Source organism: Rhodopseudomonas sp. AAP120, assembly GCF_001295845.1.
Taxonomy (GTDB): domain Bacteria; phylum Pseudomonadota; class Alphaproteobacteria; order Rhizobiales; family Xanthobacteraceae; genus Rhodopseudomonas.
The window spans coordinates 1-19,399 of record NZ_LJIC01000144.1 but is presented as its reverse complement, the minus strand read 5'-3'; the positions used below and the strand labels follow the sequence as shown (position 1 = coordinate 19,399).

Genomic DNA, 19,399 nt, shown 5'->3' with positions numbered 1-19,399 from the left:
AGTGCCCTCACCCGCCGCGCTTCGCGCGTCGACCTCTCCCGCAAGCGGGAGAGGTGCGCTGTGCGCGGGGCGCGACTTTGCATCCGAAAACTGATCACAAAAAACCGGGCCCGCAAATGCGAGCCCGGTGAGGTGGTAGTTGAGCGTTTCTTGGTGGCGGCGGTTAGCCGCCCTTCGGTTGAATCGGTTCGCCGACTTTCTCGGGCGGCGCAGGGGGCAAAGCCGGCTTGGCGCCGGACTGCACGGCATCGGAATCCGGGCGCGCGGGTTGCGGCGGAATGTCGTGCGGGCGGGCGTCCGACTTGTTGGTGTCCGGCGACGGCGCCGCCGGCTTGCTCTCGGCGCCCGGAGTGGATTGCGGCGGCTGCGGCGTCGCCTGCGCGACCTGGTGCGACACCGCGTGGGCGAATTGCAGCCGGCCGCTGTGGTCGACCTGAGTCAGGGCCATGCCGGAAACGCCGACGCCGGCGACGATCAGGACTCCGGCGAGCAGCAGATCCCGCTTCAAACCGCTTTGCTTGTCGATCTGGATCATTGTCCTCATCCCTTGCACGAGAGGACAACCAGGGCGGCCAACCATCGTTCCGGGTTCCAGCGCCGCAGGCGGGGAACGACCGGGCGTATTTAGCGACAAAGTGAATCAATCTTTAGTGCTGGTCTCCCAGCTGGCGTGGTCGACGTCCGGGCGACGCTCGAGATCGGCCACGACCGCATCGAGTTCGTCAGGCTCGACCGAGGTGGAGACCAGCGTCGCGACGATCTCGACCTTGTCCTCGTCGCCGTGTTCCACCGCTTCGACCTCGACATCCGCGACCGGATAGTCGGCCTGTTCGAGCCGCTCCTCGAGTTCGTCGCGCAACCTGTCGGCCGCGGCGCTGCCGGCGGTGAGCCGGACCGAATAGGTCGCCTCGGAGGTGCGCTCGTCGAACGGGATGCGGTTGATGGCGTTCACCAGCGGGCGCAGCAGCGTGTTGCCGGCGATCACGAACACCGTCAGCGCGACGGCTTGCGCGGCGAGATCGGCGCCGGCGCAGCAGCCGACTGCGGCCGAACTCCACAGCGTCGCGGCGGTGTTGAGGCCGCGGACGTTCATGCCCTCTTTCATGATGACGCCGGCACCCAGAAAGCCGATGCCCGACACCACATAGGCGATCACCCGGACCGCACCGTCGGCGCCGGCCAGATGCATCGCCAGATCGACGAAGGCGGCAGCGCCGACCGCGACCAGCACGTTGGTGCGCAAACCCGCGGCGCGCGTGCGGTACTGCCGCTCGGCGCCGATCAGCATGCCGAGCACGAAGGCGACGGCGAGGCTGACCAGCGTGTCGAAGAAATCAGTTGTCTGGAAGGTCGCGAGGAAGCGCATGAGAACCGCCGGTCTTTGGAACCGGCTTTCTCTTACAGCGGAAGAATGCCCGCCGCACCCTCTTCGTCGGCGAAAGCCAGCAGCGTGCCCTTGGGGTTCCAGGCCAGCGCCGAAATCGGCGCCGGCCCGGTCGGGCGGACCAGGATCTCGGCGCCGTCGGTCAGCCGCACCATCAGCACGGTGCCGTTGCTGTAGCCGCAGGCCATGATGTCGTTCTTCGGATGGCACGCCACCATGCTGACGCGGGCCTGCAGCGGCGCCAGCATCGCCGGCTCCTTGCCCATCGGGCCGTCCTTGCTGGCGAAAGGCCAGACGATCACCGCATCGGCGCCGGCCGTCGCGAGGCCCTTGCCGCCCACCGTCCAGGCCATCGAGCGCACGCGGCCCGGATAGCCGGTCATCCGCATGTGCCGCGAATCGGCGAGCCGCCAGCCGTGCAGCGCCGGCTCGTGCATCGCGGTGACCAGGAAGCGGTTGTCCGGCGAGAACATCACGCCGAGATGCGAGCCGGCCCACTCCAGAAACTCGGCGTTGGCCGCCATGTTGGGAAACCACAGCGTCACGCCGTTGTAGTGCGCGATCGCCAGCCGCATCCCCTTCGGCGCGAAAGCGAGTCCGCCGACCGTGGACGGCACCTCGAAGAACTTCTCCTCGGCCTTCGGCGCGCGGACAAAAGCGATCTTACCGACCGACCAGGCCACCGCGCCGTCCGGATGCAGCGCGACATTGTCGACCCAGCGCCGTTTGGCGTCGGTGACCAGCACCTCCGCCTTGCCGGAGGCATCGAGCTGCACCACCTTGCCGTCGTCGCCGCCGGTGACGAGACGCTTGCCGTCCGTCACCGCGCTCAGCACCGCGCCGCCATGCAGCGCGACCGTGGAGGTCTCACCTTTGAGCGTCGCCAGCGTCGCATTCTCCTCTGCGCCGACGAACACCGCGGTGTCGCCGAGGAAGTGCACGGCGGTCACGCCGCCGCCGGTCGCAACGTCCACCACGCGATCAGTGACGGAGGCGATCGAGGCCGCCTCGCCCGAAGCTTCGAAGCCGCTCATTGCACGATGCACTTGGCGAAGCCGTCGCGGATCATCTGCTCGGGCAGTTCGCGGCCGATGAAGACGACGCGGCTCTGCCGCGGCTCGCCGTCTTTCCACGGACGCTGATGATCGCCTTCCAGCATCATGTGCACGCCCTGGAACACGTAGCGGTCGTCATCGCCGGCGAAGGCGAGGATGCCCTTGGAGCGCAGGATCTTGCCGCCCTCGGTCTGCACCAGCTGCTGCAGCCACGGCATGAATTTCGACGGGTCGAGCGGCTTGTCACTCTTCAGCGACAGCGATTGCATGTCCTCGTCGTGATAGTGCTTCAGGCCGTGACCATGGTCGTGATGATGATGGTGATCATGACCGTGGTCGTGATCATGGTGATGATCGTGGTCGTCGGCTTCAAGGAATTCCGGCTCGATCTCCAGAATACGGTCGAGATCGAACGCGCCGCGCTCCAGCACGTCGGCGAGCGCGACCTGGCAGCGCTCGGTCGGATGCAGCTTGGCATAGGGGTTGATGGCGCGGATGCGGGCCTCGACCTCGAGCAGTTCCGGCTTGCTGACCAGATCGGTCTTGTTCAGCACGATGACGTCGGCGAACGCGATCTGGTTCTTGGCCTCGGGCGCGTCCTTGAGGCGGTCGCTCAGCCATTTGGCGTCGGCCACCGTCACCACCGCGTCGAGCCGCGAGCTCGCCATCACGTCCTCGTCGACGAAGAAGGTCTGCGCCACCGGGGCCGGATCGGCGAGGCCGGTGGTCTCGACGATGATGGCGTCGAACTTGCCCTTGCGCTTCATCAGACCGCCGAGGATGCGGACCAGGTCGCCGCGCACCGTGCAGCAGACGCAGCCGTTGTTCATCTCGAACACTTCTTCGTCGGCGCCGATGATCAGGTCGTTGTCGATGCCGATCTCGCCGAACTCGTTGACGATCACCGCGTACTTCTTGCCGTGATTCTCCGACAGGATGCGGTTGAGCAGCGTGGTCTTGCCGGCGCCGAGATAGCCGGTGAGCACGGTGACGGGGATCTTCGAGGCGGCGGACGCAGTCGACATCAGGCAGGCTCTCCAGCGCAGGGCCCGGACCCGCGGCGCGCTCGGCTGCGCGCGTGATCACGGGACGGGGCCGGAAACGGGGCCGCCATCCGCAGCGCGGCCCGCCGGACGGCGGACCTCGCGGGATCGGGCGGGACGAGCCCGCCTAACCGGCGAGGGCGCTCGTCAGCGTCCTTATATTGTGCCTGACCATGTCAATGTAAGTGGGGGCATCGCCGTTTTCGGCGGTCAGGCTGTCGGAATACAGCGTGCCGCCGATCTTGGCGCCGGTCTCGGCGGCGATCCGCTGGATCAGCCGCGGGTCGCTGATGTTCTCGAGGAACACCGCCGGAATCTTGGAGGCGCGGATCTGCTTGATGATCCGGGCGACGTCGCGGGCGCTGACCTCGGATTCGGTGGAGACGCCCTGCGGGGCGATGAAGGTGATGCCGTAGGCGTCGGCGAAATAGCCGAATGCGTCGTGGGTCGAGATCACCTTGCGGGCGCCGGCCGGAATCTTCGCCACCTGCTCGCGCACCTCGCGATCCAGCGCATCGAGCTTGGCCAGATACGCCTCGGCATTGGCCCGATAGGTCGCCTCGCCGGCCGGATCGGCGCCGATCAGGGCGTCGCGGATATTGGCGACGTAGATCTTGGCGTTCGGCACCGACTGCCAGGCGTGCGGATCGGTGTGTTCGTCGCCATGGCCTTGGCTGTGGCTGTGGCCGTGGGCGTCGCCGCCCTCGTCGGCCTCGCGCGTCTTGATGCCCTTGGTGACGGTGACGATGGTCGCCTTGCCGCCCGAGGACTGCACCAGCCGCGGCAGCCAGCCCTCCAGCCCGAGGCCGTTGACGACCACCAGCCTGGCATCGGCGATCTGCTTGGCGTCGCGCGGCGACGGCGTGTAGACGTGGACGTCGCCGGTCGGCCCGACCAGCGTGGTCACGGCGACGCGGTCGCCGCCGACGCTGCGGACGAAATCGCCGAGAATCGAGAAGCTGGCGACCACGCCGATGCGCTCCTGCGCACGTGCGGGAAGTGCCGCGGCCAGCAGCGACAGAACGACGACGGCAATCCGGATCATGGCATCAGGCCTCGAGGTGTCGGCCGGTGAACAGCTTGCGCACCACGCCGCCGTTCCGGCCGAACAGCAGCGAGGCGAGATACAGCAGCGCCGCGATCAGGATGATCGCCGGCCCCGACGGCACGCGGGTCAGAAACGACAGCACCAGGCCCGCGTAACCGGACAGCATCGCGCTGGCGACAGCGACCATCATCATGCCGGTGATATCGCGCGCCCAGAACTTGGCGATGCCGGCCGGCAGGATCATCAAGCCCACCGCCAGCAGCGTGCCGAGCGCGTGGAAGCCGTTGACGAGGTTGATCACCACCAGCGCCATGAAGGCCAGATGCGCCGGCGCGCCGGCGCGGCTCACCGTGCGTAGAAACAGCGGATCGACGCATTCGATCACCAGCGGCCGATAGATCACGGCGAGCACGATCAGCGTCAGCGTGGCGTTGAAGGTGATCACCAGCAGGGTGCGATCGTCCATCGCCAGGATGTTGCCGAACAGCACGTGCAGCAGGTCGATATTGGTGCCTTTCATCGAGACAATCGTGACGCCGAGCGCCAGCGACACCAGATAGAAAGCCGCCAATGACGCGTCTTCCTTCAATTCGGTGACGCGCGACACCACGCCGGCGAGGATCGCCACCGCGAAGCCGGCGATCAGTCCGCCGAACGTCATCGCGAACAGATTGAGTCCCGACAACAGGAAGCCGATCGCGGCGCCGGGCAGGATCGCATGTGCCATCGCGTCGCCGACCAGGCTCATCCGCCGCAGCATCAGAAACACGCCGATCGGCGCGCCGCCGAGCGACAGCGCGATCACGCCGGCGAGCGCCCGGCGCATGAATTCGAACTCGGTGAAGGGCGCGATCAGCGCCTGATAGATCAACATGAACTACGCAGCCCGTGATGGCGGCACGTCGGCGGTGCAGGCCGCGGCGCCGTCGTCGAACGCCTCGCACATCCGCCGCGCTTCAGCCTGATTGGCAGCGGTCAGAACCTCCGCGGTCGGGCCCCACGCCACCGCGGTGCGGGCCAGCAGCAAGGTCTCCGGGAAACTGGCCCGGACCAGATCCATGTCGTGCAGGGCGGCGATCACGGTGCGGCCCTCGGCGTGCCAGCGGCCGACCAGAGCGACCAGATCGTCGATGGTACGGGCATCGACGGCATTGAACGGCTCGTCCAGCACGATGACGCGGGCATCCTGCAGCAGCACCCGGGCGAACAGCATGCGCTGGGTCTGGCCGCCAGACAGCGTGCCGATGTTGCGATTCTCGAAGCCGGACAGGCCGACCGCGCCCAGCGCCTGCACGATCCTGGTCCGCGCCGCCTTGCCGAGCCCGCCGAACGGCCCGCTGCTGCGCCACAGCCCGGTGCCGACAAAATCGAATACCGAGATCGGGAAGCTACGGTCGATGTCGGCGGATTGCGGCAAATAGGCGATATCGCGGACGTCGAGACCGCTCCGATCGATCGCCCCCGCCAGCGGCTTGAGAATGCCGACGATGCCCCTGAATAAAGTGGACTTGCCGGCGCCATTGGGGCCGACGACGGCCAGCAACGCCCCAGCCGGGACCTCGCCGGAGAGGTGATGGACGGCCGGATGGCGGTCGTAGCCCAATGTGACATTATTAAAACGGAGCTGTGCGGCCACGGGTCACCTCATTGCCAGCAGGACGATCGCCCACAGCACGGCACTCACCGCCACGGCCGCCGCCAAACGCGCCGCCAGCGTCATCCGCAGGATCGACCACGGCGGCGCCTGCACCGGGTGCGGCAAATCGGCGCCGTGAACATGCATATGGACGGACTTGGCGGCCGCGGAGTGCGGTAGATCGGGGCTTGAAACGTCCATTTTGACCGCTCGCGTGCGAGACCCTGGCGGCCTCTGTTACAGTATAACAGCAAAATGCGCGACTGGATCAACCGCGCGCGGTATCTTCGTCACGCAAGGACGCTCCGGACTAGTTTCCCCATGCCTTAACCATGAGCAGCACCGTTAAAATCGACGAAAATGCACGGTTCCTGAGCAATTTTTGGGGAACCCGATTAAGGCAGATTTAAGGTTTCTTTTAGGTTCCATTAAGCAAGAAAAATTGTTGAAACTCATGTGGTTAGTTCGACCCTCACTGTTGCCTCCCGGTGACAGCTTTTTACGCAGGACCGCGCTAAATCCAGATGCAGACGGCGACGACACACGTCGCCTCTGTTGAAGACTCCTGGAGAACCACAATGAAAAAGATCCTTCTCGGCACCGTCGCGCTGGTCGCCCTCGGCGCGGCTCCGGCCCTCGCCGCCGACCTCGCGGCCCGCCCGTACACGAAGGCCCCGGCCTATGCGCCGCCGGCCCCGATCTACAACTGGACCGGTTTCTACATCGGTGGTCACATCGGTGGTGCGTTCAGCGGCGACAACAGCATCGGCACCGGCGTCACTGCCAGCAACGATGGCAAGTTCCTCGGCGGTGTGCAGGCTGGTTACGACTGGCAGTTCGCCCCGAACTGGGTGCTCGGTGTTGAAGGCCAGTACTCCTGGCTGAGCGGCACCAACCAGTCGGTCAGCTTCCCGGGCGTTGGCGGTACCTTCGTGTACGCCGACAACCAGCGCGGCCTGGCTTCGGTCACCGGCCGTCTCGGTTACACCTGGGGTCCGGCGCTGCTCTACGTCAAGGGCGGTTGGGCCTACGCCGACTACTCCTCGAGCCTGACGTTCAACGGCGTCGGCGTCGCGGTGGACAGCAAGACCGACGGTTACACCGTTGGTGGCGGTCTCGAATACCTGTTCGCTCCGAACTGGTCGGGCAAGATCGAGTACCAGTACTACGACTTCGGCAACGTCACCCTCGCTCCGGGCTTCACCGCCAAGAACGACGAGCACGTTGTCAAGGCCGGCCTGAACTACCGCTTCAACTGGGGTGGCCCGGTCGTCGCCAAGTACTGATCTCTTCTGAGATTACCCTCTCGGGGGTTGAGAAGGGCCGGCCTCGCGCCGGCCCTTTTTATTTTGCTCCGTGCCACGCGGCTCCGGCCACGTGCTTGCCGAAGACCTAGGAATTTCCCGGGCAAATTGTTCAAAACGATACGCCCAAAAACGCACAAAAATTAACGCCCTACCCCGATAGTGCACTCAGCCTGGTCACACCACCGGCACAGATAGAGTGGAAGCGTTTGGGGGCGGGAATGTTTGGACGACAAGGAAAGGGCGCGCGCGCGCGCGTTCGCATGCCGCAATTCGGGATCCGCGGCAGTCTGTTCGCAGCCTTTGCGGTGATCGCCGGCATGGCGATCCTGATCAGCGCCGGCGCCGGCGTCAGCCTGCGCGGCCTCGGCGTCGTGATGACGGAGCTGAGCGGCCGGGATATCCCGAAACTCACCGCGAGCCTGCAGCTGGCGACCGAAAGCGAGCGGCTGGCCAGCCTGGCGCCGATGCTGCTGGTGTCGGCGACGCCCGACCAGCTCAAGGAGCGCGCCACGCAGATGAGGCAGGCCCAGAGCCTCGCCTCCGAAAAGCTTGCCGAACTCACCAATTACGGGTCCGACAAGGCCGTGGTCGCGGCGATGTCGGAGACGCTGCGTAACATCGCGGACACGATCCGGAGCCTCGGCGCCGCCGCGCAGGAACGGCTCGATCTCGCCCAGACCCACAACAAGGTCTACGATTCGCTGCGCAAGTCGCACGACGAGTTCATCGCGATCGCCAATCCGGCGATGCTGAACGCGCAAACCCAGATGAATGCGGTGCTGTCCTCGGCCAACCTATCGCAGGACGACGCCACGGAGGCCGGTCGCCGAATCGACCAGCTCGGCAACGTGATCGCGCTCAGCAATCTCGCCGCCTCCAACCTGATGGCGGCGCTGTCGGCGCGCGACTCCGACGCGCTCGAGCCGGTGGAGACTTCGTTTAAAGAGGCAAGCCAGCAGGTCAACTCCAATCTCGACGCGCTTCCGGCCGGCGAAACCACCGCGGCCATCAAGGCGGCGGCGCAGAAGCTGCTGGCGCTCGGCGAGGGCAAGACCAGCATCTTCAAGATGCGCCAGAAGGAACTCGACGCCAGCGATTACGGCGACCTGATCCTCGACGAGACCCGCAAGCTGAATGTCGGCCTCGGCATCAGCGTCAAGCAGCTGGTCGACAGCGTCCGCACCGCCACGACCTCCGCGGCCGCCGAAGCCCAGCAGCAGATCACGCTGTCGACCCAGATCATGATCGGGCTCGGCGCGCTGACGCTGATCGGCTCGGCGCTGTTCGTCTGGCTCTATGTCGGCCGCAGCATCCTGCGGCGGATCGGCGGCCTGCAGCGCTCGATGCAGTCGCTGTCGGCCGGCAATCTCGACACCGCGATCGACCGTGGCAACCGCCGCGACGAGATCGCCGTGATGGCCGAATCGCTCGAAGTGTTCCGCGACAACATGATCAAGGCGCGGGCGCTGAGCGACGAGCAGGACAAGGACCGGGCCGCCAAGGCCGAGCGCACCGCCCGGATCGAGGCGCGAATCGCCGAGTTCGAGGCCACCGTGCGGGCCGCCATGGCCAAGCTGGAAGCCTCGACCAATGCGATGCAGGAGACGGCGCAGAGCATGGCGACCACCGCCGAGCGCTCCAGCGCCATGATCACTGCGGTTGCGTCCGCGGCCGAGGAGACCTCAGTCAACGTCCAGACCGTGGCCTCCGGCACCGACCAGCTCACCTCGTCGATCAACGAGATCAGCCGTCAGGTCACGACCTCGGCCGAGATCGCCAATCGCGCCGTGCAGGAAGCCGGCTCGACCGACTCGACCATGCAGGGCCTGGCCGAGAACGCCGAGCGGATCAGCGCGGTGATCGACCTGATCCAGAGCATCGCGTCACAAACCAACCTGCTGGCGCTGAACGCGACCATCGAGGCGGCCCGTGCCGGCGACGCCGGCCGTGGCTTCGCCGTGGTGGCGGCCGAGGTCAAGGATCTGGCCAGCCAGACCGCCAAGGCGACCGAGGAGATCCGGTCGCAGATCGCCGCGATGCAGGGCGTCACCACCTCGGCGGTGGGGGCGATCCGCAACATCAGCCAGACCATCACGTCGATCAACGAGGTGACCACCGCGATCACCGCCGCGGTCGAGGAACAGGGCGCGGCGACCCGCGAGATCGCCCGCAACATCCAGCAGGCCGCCGGCGGCACCACCGAAGTCTCCGGCAATATCGTCGGCGTCAGCGCCGCCTCGACCCAGGCCGGCTCGGCCGCCTCCGAGGTGCTGGCGGCGTCCGGGGCGCTGCGTCAGGAAGCCGATCTGCTGCGCGGCGAGATCGACAGCTTCCTGGTTAGCATCCGGGCGGCCTGATCCCGCGTATCACGATCTTAAGGCCGGCCGCCCTGTGGGGCGCCGGCCTTTTTTCATGTGGCGGTCCACGATCCCAGCAGGTGGCGCCTGCGGTTTTTCGGCTGGCGCCTGCGGGCTTGCCCGGTTAAGCCGGGTGTGGGAGCCTGCGCCAAATGCATAAGAAAAACGACGCCCTCGACCACCCGCACGACGACCTTCGCTTTCCGCTGGAGAGCCACCCCGGCCCGGACCAGGTCGTCGAGATCGCACCCGGCGTGCTGTGGCTGCGGCTGAAGCTGCCGTTCCGGCTCAACCACGTGAACATCTATCTGCTCGCCGACGGCGACGGCTGGGCGATGGTCGATACCGGCTTCGGCAACGACGCCACCATCGAGGCGTGGGAGACGCTGTTCGCCGGCGCGCTGAAGGGCTTCCGCATCAGCCGGGTGATCGTCACCCACGCGCATCCCGACCACGTCGGCATGGCCGGCTGGATCGTGCAGCGCTTCCGCTGTCCTTTTTATATGTCGCAGATCGAGTATCTGCAGGGCGTCTATCACCAGAACCGCCGCACCGAAGAGCGCGTCGTCAATTCGCGCGAGTTCTTCCAGCGTCATGGCATGGACGAGGCGATCACCGCGCAGCTGCTCGGTCGCGGCCAGGACTATCTGAAGAAGACGGTGCCGCTGCCCGCCGCGTATCGCCGACTGAGCGCCGGCGACGACATCCAGATCGGCGCGCGGACATTCCGCGTGTTCACCGGCGCCGGCCATTCGCCCGACCAGGTGATGCTGTATTGCGCTGCCGAAAAGCTGTTTCTCTCCGCCGACCAGGTGCTCAGCAAGATCTCGCCGAACGTCAGCGTCTGGGCGCACGAGCCCGAGGAGAACGCGCTCGGCGCTTATCTGAAATCACTGGCCGCGATCTCTGCTGCACTGCCGGACGACGTGCTGGTACTTCCCGGCCATGGCCTGCCGTTCTACGGCGCCAAGATCCGCATCAAGCAGCTCGCCGATCATCACCAGGAGCGCTGCGGCGTGATCGCCGACGCGTGCCGCGATGCACCAAAGACCTCCGCTCAGCTCGTCCCGGTGGTGTTCCACAAGCACGTGCTCGATCCGCATCAGACCGGCTTTGCCGCCGGCGAACTGATCGCGCATGTCAACTACATGCTGGCAGAAGGGCGGCTGACGCTGGCCGAGAGCGGCGACGGCGTGTTGAGGTTCAAGAGCAGTTAACGGCGCTGTCCGAATGATGCCGGACAAATCACCTCCGGCGGCAATTCATTGATCTTCATCAAGCTTTGACCTGCGCGAAGCGCAGTATAGGTCGCTGCAGGCGCAGACAAATGGTCCAATTGCGCCTCGACAGCGTCGGTGGAAGAGTTCTAATTATGCGGTCACATATGGCCGCATGGTCCCTCGAAACCTTCGGTGTTCGACCCCCGCCGTTCCAATCAGGTCATCGCGATGCAGTACAATCAGTTCTTTCAGGACGCTCTCACCCGCCTGCATGACGAGCGTCGCTACCGCGTGTTCGCCGATCTCGAACGGATCGCAGGCCGGTTCCCGCACGCCATCTGGCACTCCAATTCCGGTCCTCGCGATGTCGTGATCTGGTGCTCGAACGATTACCTCGGCATGGGGCAGCACCCCAAGGTGATCGGCGCGATGGTCGAGAGCACCACCCGCATCGGCACCGGCGCCGGCGGCACCCGCAACATCGCCGGCACGCATCATCCGCTGGTGCAGCTCGAGCAGGAAATCGCCTCGCTGCACGGCAAGGAAGCCTCGCTGCTGTTCACCTCGGGCTACGTCTCCAACCAGACCGGCCTGTCCACGCTCGGCAAGCTGATCCCGAACTGCCTGATCCTGTCCGACGCGCTCAACCACAATTCGATGATCGAAGGCATCCGCCAGTCCGGCTGCGAGCGCGTGGTGTGGCGCCATAACGACGTCGCGCATCTCGAAGAGCTGCTGATCGCCGCCGGCCCCGACCGGCCGAAGCTGATCGCGTTCGAGAGCCTGTACTCGATGGACGGCGACACCGCCCCGCTGGCGAAGATCTGCGATCTCGCCGAGAAGTACAACGCGATGACCTATTGCGACGAAGTCCACGCGGTCGGCATGTACGGCCCGCACGGCGCCGGCGTCGCCGAGCGTGACGGCGTGATGGCGCGGATCGACATCATCGAGGCGACGCTCGCCAAGGCGTTCGGCTGCCTCGGCGGCTACATCGCCGGCAAGGCCGAAGTGATCGACGCGGTGCGCTCCTACGCACCGGGCTTCATCTTCACCACCGCGCTGCCGCCGCCGATCTGCGCCGCCGCGACCGCCGCGATCAAGCATCTGCGCGCCTCGACCTGGGAGCGCGAGCGCCATCAGGACCGCGCCGCGCGCGTCAAGGCGGTGCTCAACACCGCCGGCATCCCGGTCATGCCGACCGACACCCACATCGTGCCGGTGTTCGTCGGCGATGCCGAGAAGTGCAAGAAGGCGTCCGACCTGCTGCTCGAGCAGCACGGCATCTACATCCAGCCGATCAACTACCCGACGGTCGCCCGCGGCCTCGAACGGCTGCGCATCACGCCGTCGCCGTATCACGACGACAAGCTGATCGACGCGCTGGCCGAAGCGCTGGTCTCGGTTTGGGGCCAGCTCGGCCTGCCGCTCGGCGCCAAGGCGATCGCGGCAGAGTAATTCGCCGCGCGACTGCGCATCGTTTTTCGGCGGGGCGCCCGCGACCGGGACAATCCGGTTGCCGGCGCCCCTTCGCGTTTTGGGCACTGCGCACGCTGTGAAAGCTGGCCCGCGAACCACGCGGCACCTCCGTAATCCACCGCTCAGGTTCTGATACAAACGAGGGCTGAGCTCGGATAAGCTCCGAGCGCTCCCGCAGACCGGCATCCGATCCGCCGGGAGTTTCCGGCCGGTTGGCGGCTGAAGCCTGACGCGAGGGAGCACGACCGCGATGCTGCACGATTGGGGCGTGATCGCAGCCGCGCTCGCCTATATCGGGTTTTTGTTCTACGTCGCCAGCATCGGCGACCGGCTGTCGCAGCAGCAGCGCGAGCGCGCCGGCGGGCTGATCTATCCGCTGTCGCTGGCGATCTATTGCACCTCCTGGACGTTCTTCGGCTCGGTCGGCTTCGCCAGCCGCACCAGCGCCGACTTCCTCGCCATCTATGTCGGCCCGATCCTGCTGATCGCGGTGGCGACGCCGCTGCTGCGCCGGGTGATCCGCCTGGCGAAGTCGCAGAACATCACCTCGATCGCCGATTTCATCGCGGCGCGCTACGGCAAGAGCCAGCGCGTCGCCGCCACCGTGGCGCTGATCGCGATCGTCGGATCGGTGCCCTACATCGCGCTGCAGCTCAAGGCGGTGGCGTCGTCGCTGCAGACCATCCTGGGCGACGACCACAACATCGCCGACATCCCGATCGTCGGCGATATCGCGCTGATCGTCGCGCTGGCCATGGCGCTGTTCGCCATTCTCTTCGGAACCCGGCGGGCCAGCGCCACCGAGCATCAGCACGGCCTGATGCTGGCGATCGCCACCGAGTCGATCGTCAAGCTGGTGGCGTTTCTCGCCGCCGGCATCTTCGTCACCTTCTGGATGTTCAGCCCCGCCGACCTGATCGACCACGCGATGAAGATGCCGGAGGCGATGCGGGCGCTGGAATCCACGCCGTCGCCGGCCACCTTCGTGACCATGACGGCGCTGTCGTTCTGTGCCTTCCTGATGTTGCCGCGGCAGTTCTATGTCGGTGTGGTCGAGAACACCAACGACGCCGAAGTCAGCCGCGCCCGCTGGCTGTTTCCGCTGTATCTGGTGCTGATCAACCTGTTCGTGATCCCGATCGCGCTGGCGGGGCTCGTGCGGTTTCCGTTCGGCGCGGTCGACAGCGACATGTTCGTGCTGGCGCTGCCGATCGACGCCAACGCGCCGCTGCTCAGCGTCGCGGTGTTCATCGGCGGCCTGTCGGCCGCGACCGCGATGGTGATCGTCGAATGCGTCGCGCTGGCCGTGATGGTATCGAACGACCTGGTGATGCCGCTGGTGCTGAAGCGCCACGGCGCGCCGCGCAACGACCAGCGCAGCTTCGGCACGTTCCTGCTGACGGTGCGGCGGGTCGCGATTTTCGCCATCCTGATCCTCGCTTATTTGTACTACCGCGCCCTCGGCAACACCCAGCTCGCCGCGATCGGCCTGTTGTCCTTCGCGGCGATCGCGCAGTTCGCGCCGGCGTTCTTCGGCGGCCTGGTGTGGCGCCGCGCCACCGCGCAGGGCGCGATCGGCGGCATGATCGTCGGCTTCGTCGTCTGGGCCTACACGCTGTTCATCCCGAGCTTCATGGAAAGCAGCACCACCGGGCTGCTGCTGCTGCAGCACGGACCATGGGGCCTCGAAGCGCTGCGGCCGCAGGCGCTGTTCGGCGCCGACCTGCCGCCGCTGGTGCATGGCGTGGTGTGGAGCCTCTCGCTCAACCTGCTGGTCTATGTGGCGCTGTCGCTGCTGAGCCAGCCGTCGTCGATCGACCGGCTGCAGGCGGAAGTCTTCGTGCCCGACACGCTGACTCCGATGACCCCGGCGTTTCGGCGCTGGCGCACCACCGTGACGGTGCAGGACATCCTCGGCGCAGTCGGCCAGTATCTCGGCCCCGAGCGCGCCCGGGAATCGTTCCGGACCTTCGCGATCGGCCGCGGACTGACGCTCGACCCGACCGCGCCGGCGGATTTCGAACTGCTGAAACACGCCGAGCACCTGATCGCCTCGTCGATCGGCGCCGCATCGTCGCGCCTGGTGCTGTCGCTGCTGCTGCGCAAGCGCACGGTGTCGGCCGAGGCCGCGCTGAAGCTGCTCGACGATTCCCACGCGGCGCTGCATTTCAACCGCGAAATCCTGCAGACCGCGCTGAACCACGTCCGCCAGGGCATCGCGGTGTTCAATCCGAATCTGCAGCTGATCTGCTCCAACCGGCAGTTCGGCGAGTTGCTGGGGCTGCCGCCGCACATCGTCCAGATCGGCATCCCGCTGATCGAAATCCTCGAGTTCCTGGCCACCACCAGCGGCAGCCAGGTCGATGCCGAGGCGCAGACCCAGATGCGGCTGGCGTCCTACACCACCGAGGGCGAGCCGTTCCTGGAGCGGCTGCACGACCGCCATCTGGTGATCGAGGTCCGCGCCAACCGGATGCCGGACGGCGGCCTGGTGATCACCTTCTCGGACGTGACCCCGAGCTTCGAAGCCGCCGAGGCGCTGGAGCGCGCCAATGCCACGCTGGAACGGCGCGTGCGCGAACGCACCGAGGAACTGACGCGACTGAACTCGCAGCTCGCCCTCGCCAAGAGCACCGCCGAGGAAGCCAACATCTCCAAGACGCGCTTCCTCGCCGCCGCCAGCCACGACATCCTGCAGCCGCTCAATGCGGCGCGGCTCTACGCCACCAGTCTGGTCGAGCGCCAGCACGGCAGCGAGGACTCGCGGCTGGTCGAGAACATCGACGAGTCGCTGGAGGCGATCGAGGAGATCATCGGCGCGCTGCTCGATATTTCGCGTCTCGATGCCGGCGCAATGACGCCGTCGCTGTCGAACTTCGTGATCGGCGATCTGATGCGCTCGCTGGAAATCGAGTTCACGCCGGCGGCGCGCGCCAAGGGGCTGCGGCTCAGCTTCGTGCCGTGCTCGCTGCCGGTGCAGTCGGACCGGCTGATGCTGCGCCGGCTGCTGCAGAACCTGATCTCCAACGCGATCAAGTACACCCCGCAGGGCCGCGTCCTGGTCGGCTGCCGGCGGCAGGGCCAGTCGCTGCGGATCGGCATCTACGACACCGGCGTCGGCGTGCCGATCCTGAAGCGCGGCGAGATCTTCAAGGAGTTCCACCGGCTCGAACAGGGCGCGCGGATCGCCCGCGGCCTCGGCCTCGGTCTGTCGATCGTCGAGCGGCTGGCGCGGGTGCTGAACCATGGCATCGCGCTCGACGCCAATCGCAGCGGCGGCTCCTGCTTCTCGGTTACCGTGCCGGTCGCCGAAGTCGTCAATCACACCACCGCGGTCACCAGCGCGACGCCGCTGTCGCGCGCCTCGATGAGCGGCAGCCTGGTGGTGTGCATCGAAAACGATCCGGCGATTCTCGACGGCATGAAGACGCTGCTGACCACCTGGGACGCCAGCGTCATCGCGGTCGCCGACCCGGAAGCCGCGATCCGCGCGATCGAGGCCGCCGGCCGCCGCATCACCGGCCTGCTGGTCGATTATCACCTCGATCGCGGCAACGGCATCGCGGCGATCCGTGATATCCGCGCGCGGTTCGGCGCCCAGCTGCCGGCGATCCTGATCACCGCCGACCGCAGCCCCGGCGTCCGCGCCGCCGCCCGGCAGGAGGAAATCGCCGTGCTGAACAAGCCGGTGAAAGCCGCCTCGCTGCGGGCCCTGCTGAACCAATGGCACGCGCAGCAGTCGGTCGTAGCGGCGGAGTAGAGAAGCGCCGCTGCTTGAATACGAAAAGCCGTAGGCATGAGGTCCTCATCCTGAGGAGGCTGCGCAGCAGCCGTCTCGAAGGATGAGCGCCCCCGGGGAGGGCCGTGCCGCCGCATGGTTCGAGACGGCGCTGCGCGCCTCCTCACCATGAGGAACTGAGGCTGCGCAGCCCTACGCCACCGGCTCGTCGTGGCGCCATTGGCTGCCGGAGATTTTGGCGGCGGCGATTACCGCCTGGGTGCGGCTTTCGACGCCGAGCTTTTGCAGGATGGCCGAGACGTGGGCCTTGATGGTGGCTTCGGAGACGCCAAGCTCGTAGGCGATCTGTTTGTTGAGCAGCCCTTCGGACAGCATCATCAGCACCCGGACCTGTTGCGGCGTCAGCGTCACCAGGCGGTCGCGCAGCTTGCTGGTTTCCGGATCGGCGGCGGCCGACAGATCGACATCCGGCGGAACCCAGACGTCGCCGTCGAGCACCCGCAGGATCGCGTCGCCGAGCTTCTCGACGCCGAACCGCTTCGGCACGAAGCCGGAGGCGCCGAAATCCAGCGACCGCCGGATCGTCTCGACATCGTCGCTGGCCGACACCACCACCACCGGGATGGCCGGATACTGCGCCCGCAGATAGATCAGCCCGGAGAACCCGCTGATGCCCGGCATCTTGAGGTCGAGCAGGACCAGGTCGACGTCGCCGTCGCGTTCGAGCAGCGCGGTGAGGTCCTCGAACGAACCGACTTCGCCGACTTTCGCGCCGGGAACCACGCTGGAGACGGCGAGCCGGAGGGCGTCGCGGAACAGCGGGTGGTCGTCGGCGATGATCAAATGCGTGCTGGCGGGCGTGCTCATGATGTCCCTTGTGCGCAAGCGATAATCAACAGTCTCGCAATCAGGCCCGCGCGCGCGCAGGTCGGATGAAGTGTCGCCCCAAAGGTCGACGGCTGGCAAGGCGTTTAGCTGCCTTCGCGTACCATCCTGCCCTCACTTGCGACGCAAAACATTGAGCAAGCGCAAGAACGAAGCCGGAACACAGGCCGAAAGTCGTAATGCCTGACAATCTCGGCGATGTTACCTTGCATCTAACGTACTGTGTCCGCCTGCCGCGGCACGGCAAGAACAAGAAAAACAGCATGGTTTCACTGTCAGAGGGAGGTAGTTGCTAATGTCGACTTATGCCGCGACGCCAGTTCGGTCCGGCGGGATGACGAAGGACGAACGTTTCGTCATTGTCGCCTCGTCGCTCGGTACCGTTTTTGAGTGGTACGATTTCTATCTGTACGGCTCGCTCGCCGCGATCATCGGCGCGCAGTTCTTCAGCGCCTATCCGCCCGCCACCCGTGACATCTTCGCGCTGCTGGCCTTCGCAGCCGGGTTCCTGGTGCGTCCGTTCGGCGCCATCGTGTTCGGCCGGGTCGGCGACCTTGTCGGCCGTAAATACACCTTCCTGGTCACCATCCTGATCATGGGTCTGTCGACCTTCATCGTCGGCCTGCTGCCGAATGCGGCGACGATCGGCATTGCGGCGCCGATCATCCTGATCGGCCTGCGCCTGCTGCAGGGCCTCGCGCTCGGCGGCGAATATGGCGGTGCGGCGACCTACGTGGCCGAACATGCTCCGCCCGGTAAACGCGGCTACTATACATCGTTTATCCAGACCACCGCGACGCTCGGCCTGTTCCTGTCGCTGCTGGTGATCCTGGCCACCCGCACCATCCTGGGCGAACCCGAATTCGCCGCCTGGGGCTGGCGCATTCCGTTCCTGGTGTCGGTGGTGCTGCTCGGCGTCTCAGTCTGGATCCGGCTGCGGCTCAACGAGTCGCCGGTGTTCCAGAAGATGAAGGAAGAGGGCAAGAGCTCGAAGGCGCCGCTGACCGAGGCCTTCGCCAACTGGGGCAACGCCAAGATCGTGCTGATCGCCCTGCTCGGCGGCGTGATGGGTCAGGGCGTGGTCTGGTACACCGGCCAGTTCTACGCGCTGTTCTTCCTCCAATCGATCCTGAAGGTCGACGGCTACACGTCGAACCTCTTGATCGCCTGGTCGCTGCTGCTCGGCACCGTGTTCTTCATCTTCTTCGGCTGGCTGTCGGACAAGATCGGCCGCAAGCCGATCATCCTGGCCGGCTGCGCGATCGCGGCGCTGTCGTTCTTCCCGATCTTCAAGGGGATCACCTCCTACGCCAACCCGGCGCTGGAAAAGGCGATCGAGACCGTCAAGGTCGAGGTCGTGGCGGATCCGGCGCAGTGCGGCGACCTGTTCAACCCGGTCGGCACCCGCGTTTTCACCGCTCCCTGCGACACCGCGCGCGCCTTCCTGTCGCAATCCTCGGTCAAGTACTCGACCGCGAAGGCCCCGGCGGGCTCGCCCGTCAAGGTGGTGGTGAACGGCACCGACGTGCCTTACACCGACGCCAAGACTTCGAACCCGGCAGTGCTGGCGGCGATCCAGGCGGCGGGCTATCCGAAGGCCGGCAACCCCGAAATCGTCAAGATGGCGCATCCGTTCGACATCTTCCGGGCGGGACCGGCCGCGGTGATTGGGCTGCTGTTCATCCTGGTGCTGTTCGTGACGATGGTGTACGGGCCGATCGCCGCGATGCTGGTCGAACTGTTCCCGACCCGCATCCGCTACACCTCGATGTCGCTGCCCTACCACATCGGCAACGGCTGGTTCGGCGGCCTCTTGCCGGCGACCGCCTTCGCGATCGTGGCCTCGACCGGCGATATCTACGCCGGCCTGTGGTACCCGATCATCTTCGCCTCGATCACCGTGGTGATCGGCCTGATCTTCCTGCCCGAGACCAAGAACGTCGATATCAGCAGGACCTGATGATCAGCGGTCCGGCGGCGACGCCGGACCTTCTACCCGGAATACAAACGGCCGCGGAGCAATCCGCGGCCGTTTTGTTTTTAGCCGGCATCGTGCCTGGGTTCACCCTCACCCCAGCCCTCTCCCGCAGGCGGGAGAGGGAGCGCGCTGCGATCCGGGGCGGATTGGTCGAACTACACTTCTTGAAGCGTCAGCTAATTGTTCGTAGCTGCGGCCACGCGGCGAGGCGCACCTCTCCCGCTTGCGGGAGAGGTCGGATCGCGGAGCGATCCGGGTGAGGGCACTC

General features: G+C 66.2%; 15 protein-coding genes. 6 read left to right on the top strand and 9 right to left on the bottom strand.

The window, feature by feature from the left end; genetic code table 11:
* Positions 1-163: 163 nt before the first annotated feature.
* From IP86_RS21475 to IP86_RS21440, 8 genes are all read right to left on the bottom strand, one after another.
* Positions 164-535: a hypothetical protein gene (locus tag IP86_RS21475; RefSeq protein WP_156332583.1), complete on the bottom strand. Its 372-nt coding sequence runs from the start codon at positions 533-535 to the stop codon at positions 164-166.
* Positions 536-640: 105 nt separating this feature from the next.
* The gene (locus IP86_RS21470) at positions 641-1,366 is read right to left on the bottom strand and encodes an MgtC/SapB family protein (protein ID WP_054164470.1); all 726 of its coding nucleotides are present in this window, start codon (positions 1,364-1,366) and stop codon (positions 641-643) included.
* 32 nt (positions 1,367-1,398) lie between these two features.
* On the bottom strand, positions 1,399-2,418 hold the full coding sequence (locus IP86_RS21465; RefSeq protein ID WP_054164469.1) for a WD40 repeat domain-containing protein: 1,020 nt from the start codon (positions 2,416-2,418) through the stop codon (positions 1,399-1,401).
* The gene (locus tag IP86_RS21460) at positions 2,415-3,464 is read right to left on the bottom strand and encodes a CobW family GTP-binding protein (protein WP_054164468.1); all 1,050 of its coding nucleotides are present in this window, start codon (positions 3,462-3,464) and stop codon (positions 2,415-2,417) included. The genes IP86_RS21465 and IP86_RS21460 overlap by 4 nt, the downstream gene beginning before the upstream one ends.
* Positions 3,465-3,609: 145 nt before the next feature.
* Positions 3,610-4,527, bottom strand: coding sequence for a metal ABC transporter substrate-binding protein (locus IP86_RS21455; RefSeq protein WP_054164467.1), 918 nt, complete (start codon positions 4,525-4,527; stop codon positions 3,610-3,612).
* A gap of 4 nt (positions 4,528-4,531) precedes the next feature.
* Positions 4,532-5,404 carry a metal ABC transporter permease gene (locus IP86_RS21450; protein ID WP_054164466.1) on the bottom strand — a complete coding sequence of 291 codons (873 nt, stop codon included), beginning with the start codon at positions 5,402-5,404 and terminating at the stop codon, positions 4,532-4,534.
* A 3-nt stretch (positions 5,405-5,407) separates the two neighbouring features.
* Positions 5,408-6,166 (bottom strand): metal ABC transporter ATP-binding protein, encoded by a 759-nt coding sequence (locus IP86_RS21445; protein WP_054164465.1) that lies wholly within the window; start codon positions 6,164-6,166, stop codon positions 5,408-5,410.
* Between the two features lie 3 nt (positions 6,167-6,169).
* Positions 6,170-6,367, bottom strand: a complete 198-nt coding sequence (locus IP86_RS21440) for a hypothetical protein (protein WP_054164464.1) — start codon at positions 6,365-6,367, stop codon at positions 6,170-6,172.
* 377 nt (positions 6,368-6,744) lie between these two features.
* On the opposite strand from IP86_RS21440, the gene IP86_RS21435 reads away from it, so the two are divergent.
* The 5 genes from IP86_RS21435 to IP86_RS21415 all read left to right on the top strand — a co-directional run bounded on the left by IP86_RS21435 (position 6,745) and on the right by IP86_RS21415 (position 16,289).
* A complete protein-coding gene (locus IP86_RS21435; protein WP_054164463.1) occupies positions 6,745-7,452 on the top strand; it encodes an outer membrane protein in 708 nt (235 codons plus the stop codon).
* A gap of 239 nt (positions 7,453-7,691) precedes the next feature.
* Entirely contained in the window at positions 7,692-9,830 is a 2,139-nt protein-coding gene (locus tag IP86_RS21430; protein ID WP_054164462.1) for a methyl-accepting chemotaxis protein, read from the top strand.
* Positions 9,831-9,982: 152 nt separating this feature from the next.
* On the top strand, positions 9,983-11,047 hold the full coding sequence (locus IP86_RS21425; protein ID WP_054164461.1) for an MBL fold metallo-hydrolase: 1,065 nt from the start codon (positions 9,983-9,985) through the stop codon (positions 11,045-11,047).
* A gap of 231 nt (positions 11,048-11,278) precedes the next feature.
* A complete protein-coding gene (gene hemA, locus IP86_RS21420) occupies positions 11,279-12,508 on the top strand; it encodes a 5-aminolevulinate synthase (protein ID WP_054164472.1) in 1,230 nt (409 codons plus the stop codon).
* Between the two features lie 271 nt (positions 12,509-12,779).
* Positions 12,780-16,289 (top strand): PAS domain-containing hybrid sensor histidine kinase/response regulator, encoded by a 3,510-nt coding sequence (locus IP86_RS21415; RefSeq protein ID WP_054164460.1) that lies wholly within the window; start codon positions 12,780-12,782, stop codon positions 16,287-16,289.
* A gap of 171 nt (positions 16,290-16,460) precedes the next feature.
* Here the strand turns inward: IP86_RS21415 and IP86_RS21410 are convergent, their stop codons facing one another.
* Positions 16,461-17,135 (bottom strand): response regulator transcription factor, encoded by a 675-nt coding sequence (locus tag IP86_RS21410; RefSeq protein WP_054164459.1) that lies wholly within the window; start codon positions 17,133-17,135, stop codon positions 16,461-16,463.
* 313 nt (positions 17,136-17,448) lie between these two features.
* On the opposite strand from IP86_RS21410, the gene IP86_RS21405 reads away from it, so the two are divergent.
* Entirely contained in the window at positions 17,449-19,113 is a 1,665-nt protein-coding gene (locus IP86_RS21405; RefSeq protein ID WP_054164458.1) for an MFS transporter, read from the top strand.
* Positions 19,114-19,399 lie beyond the last annotated feature (286 nt).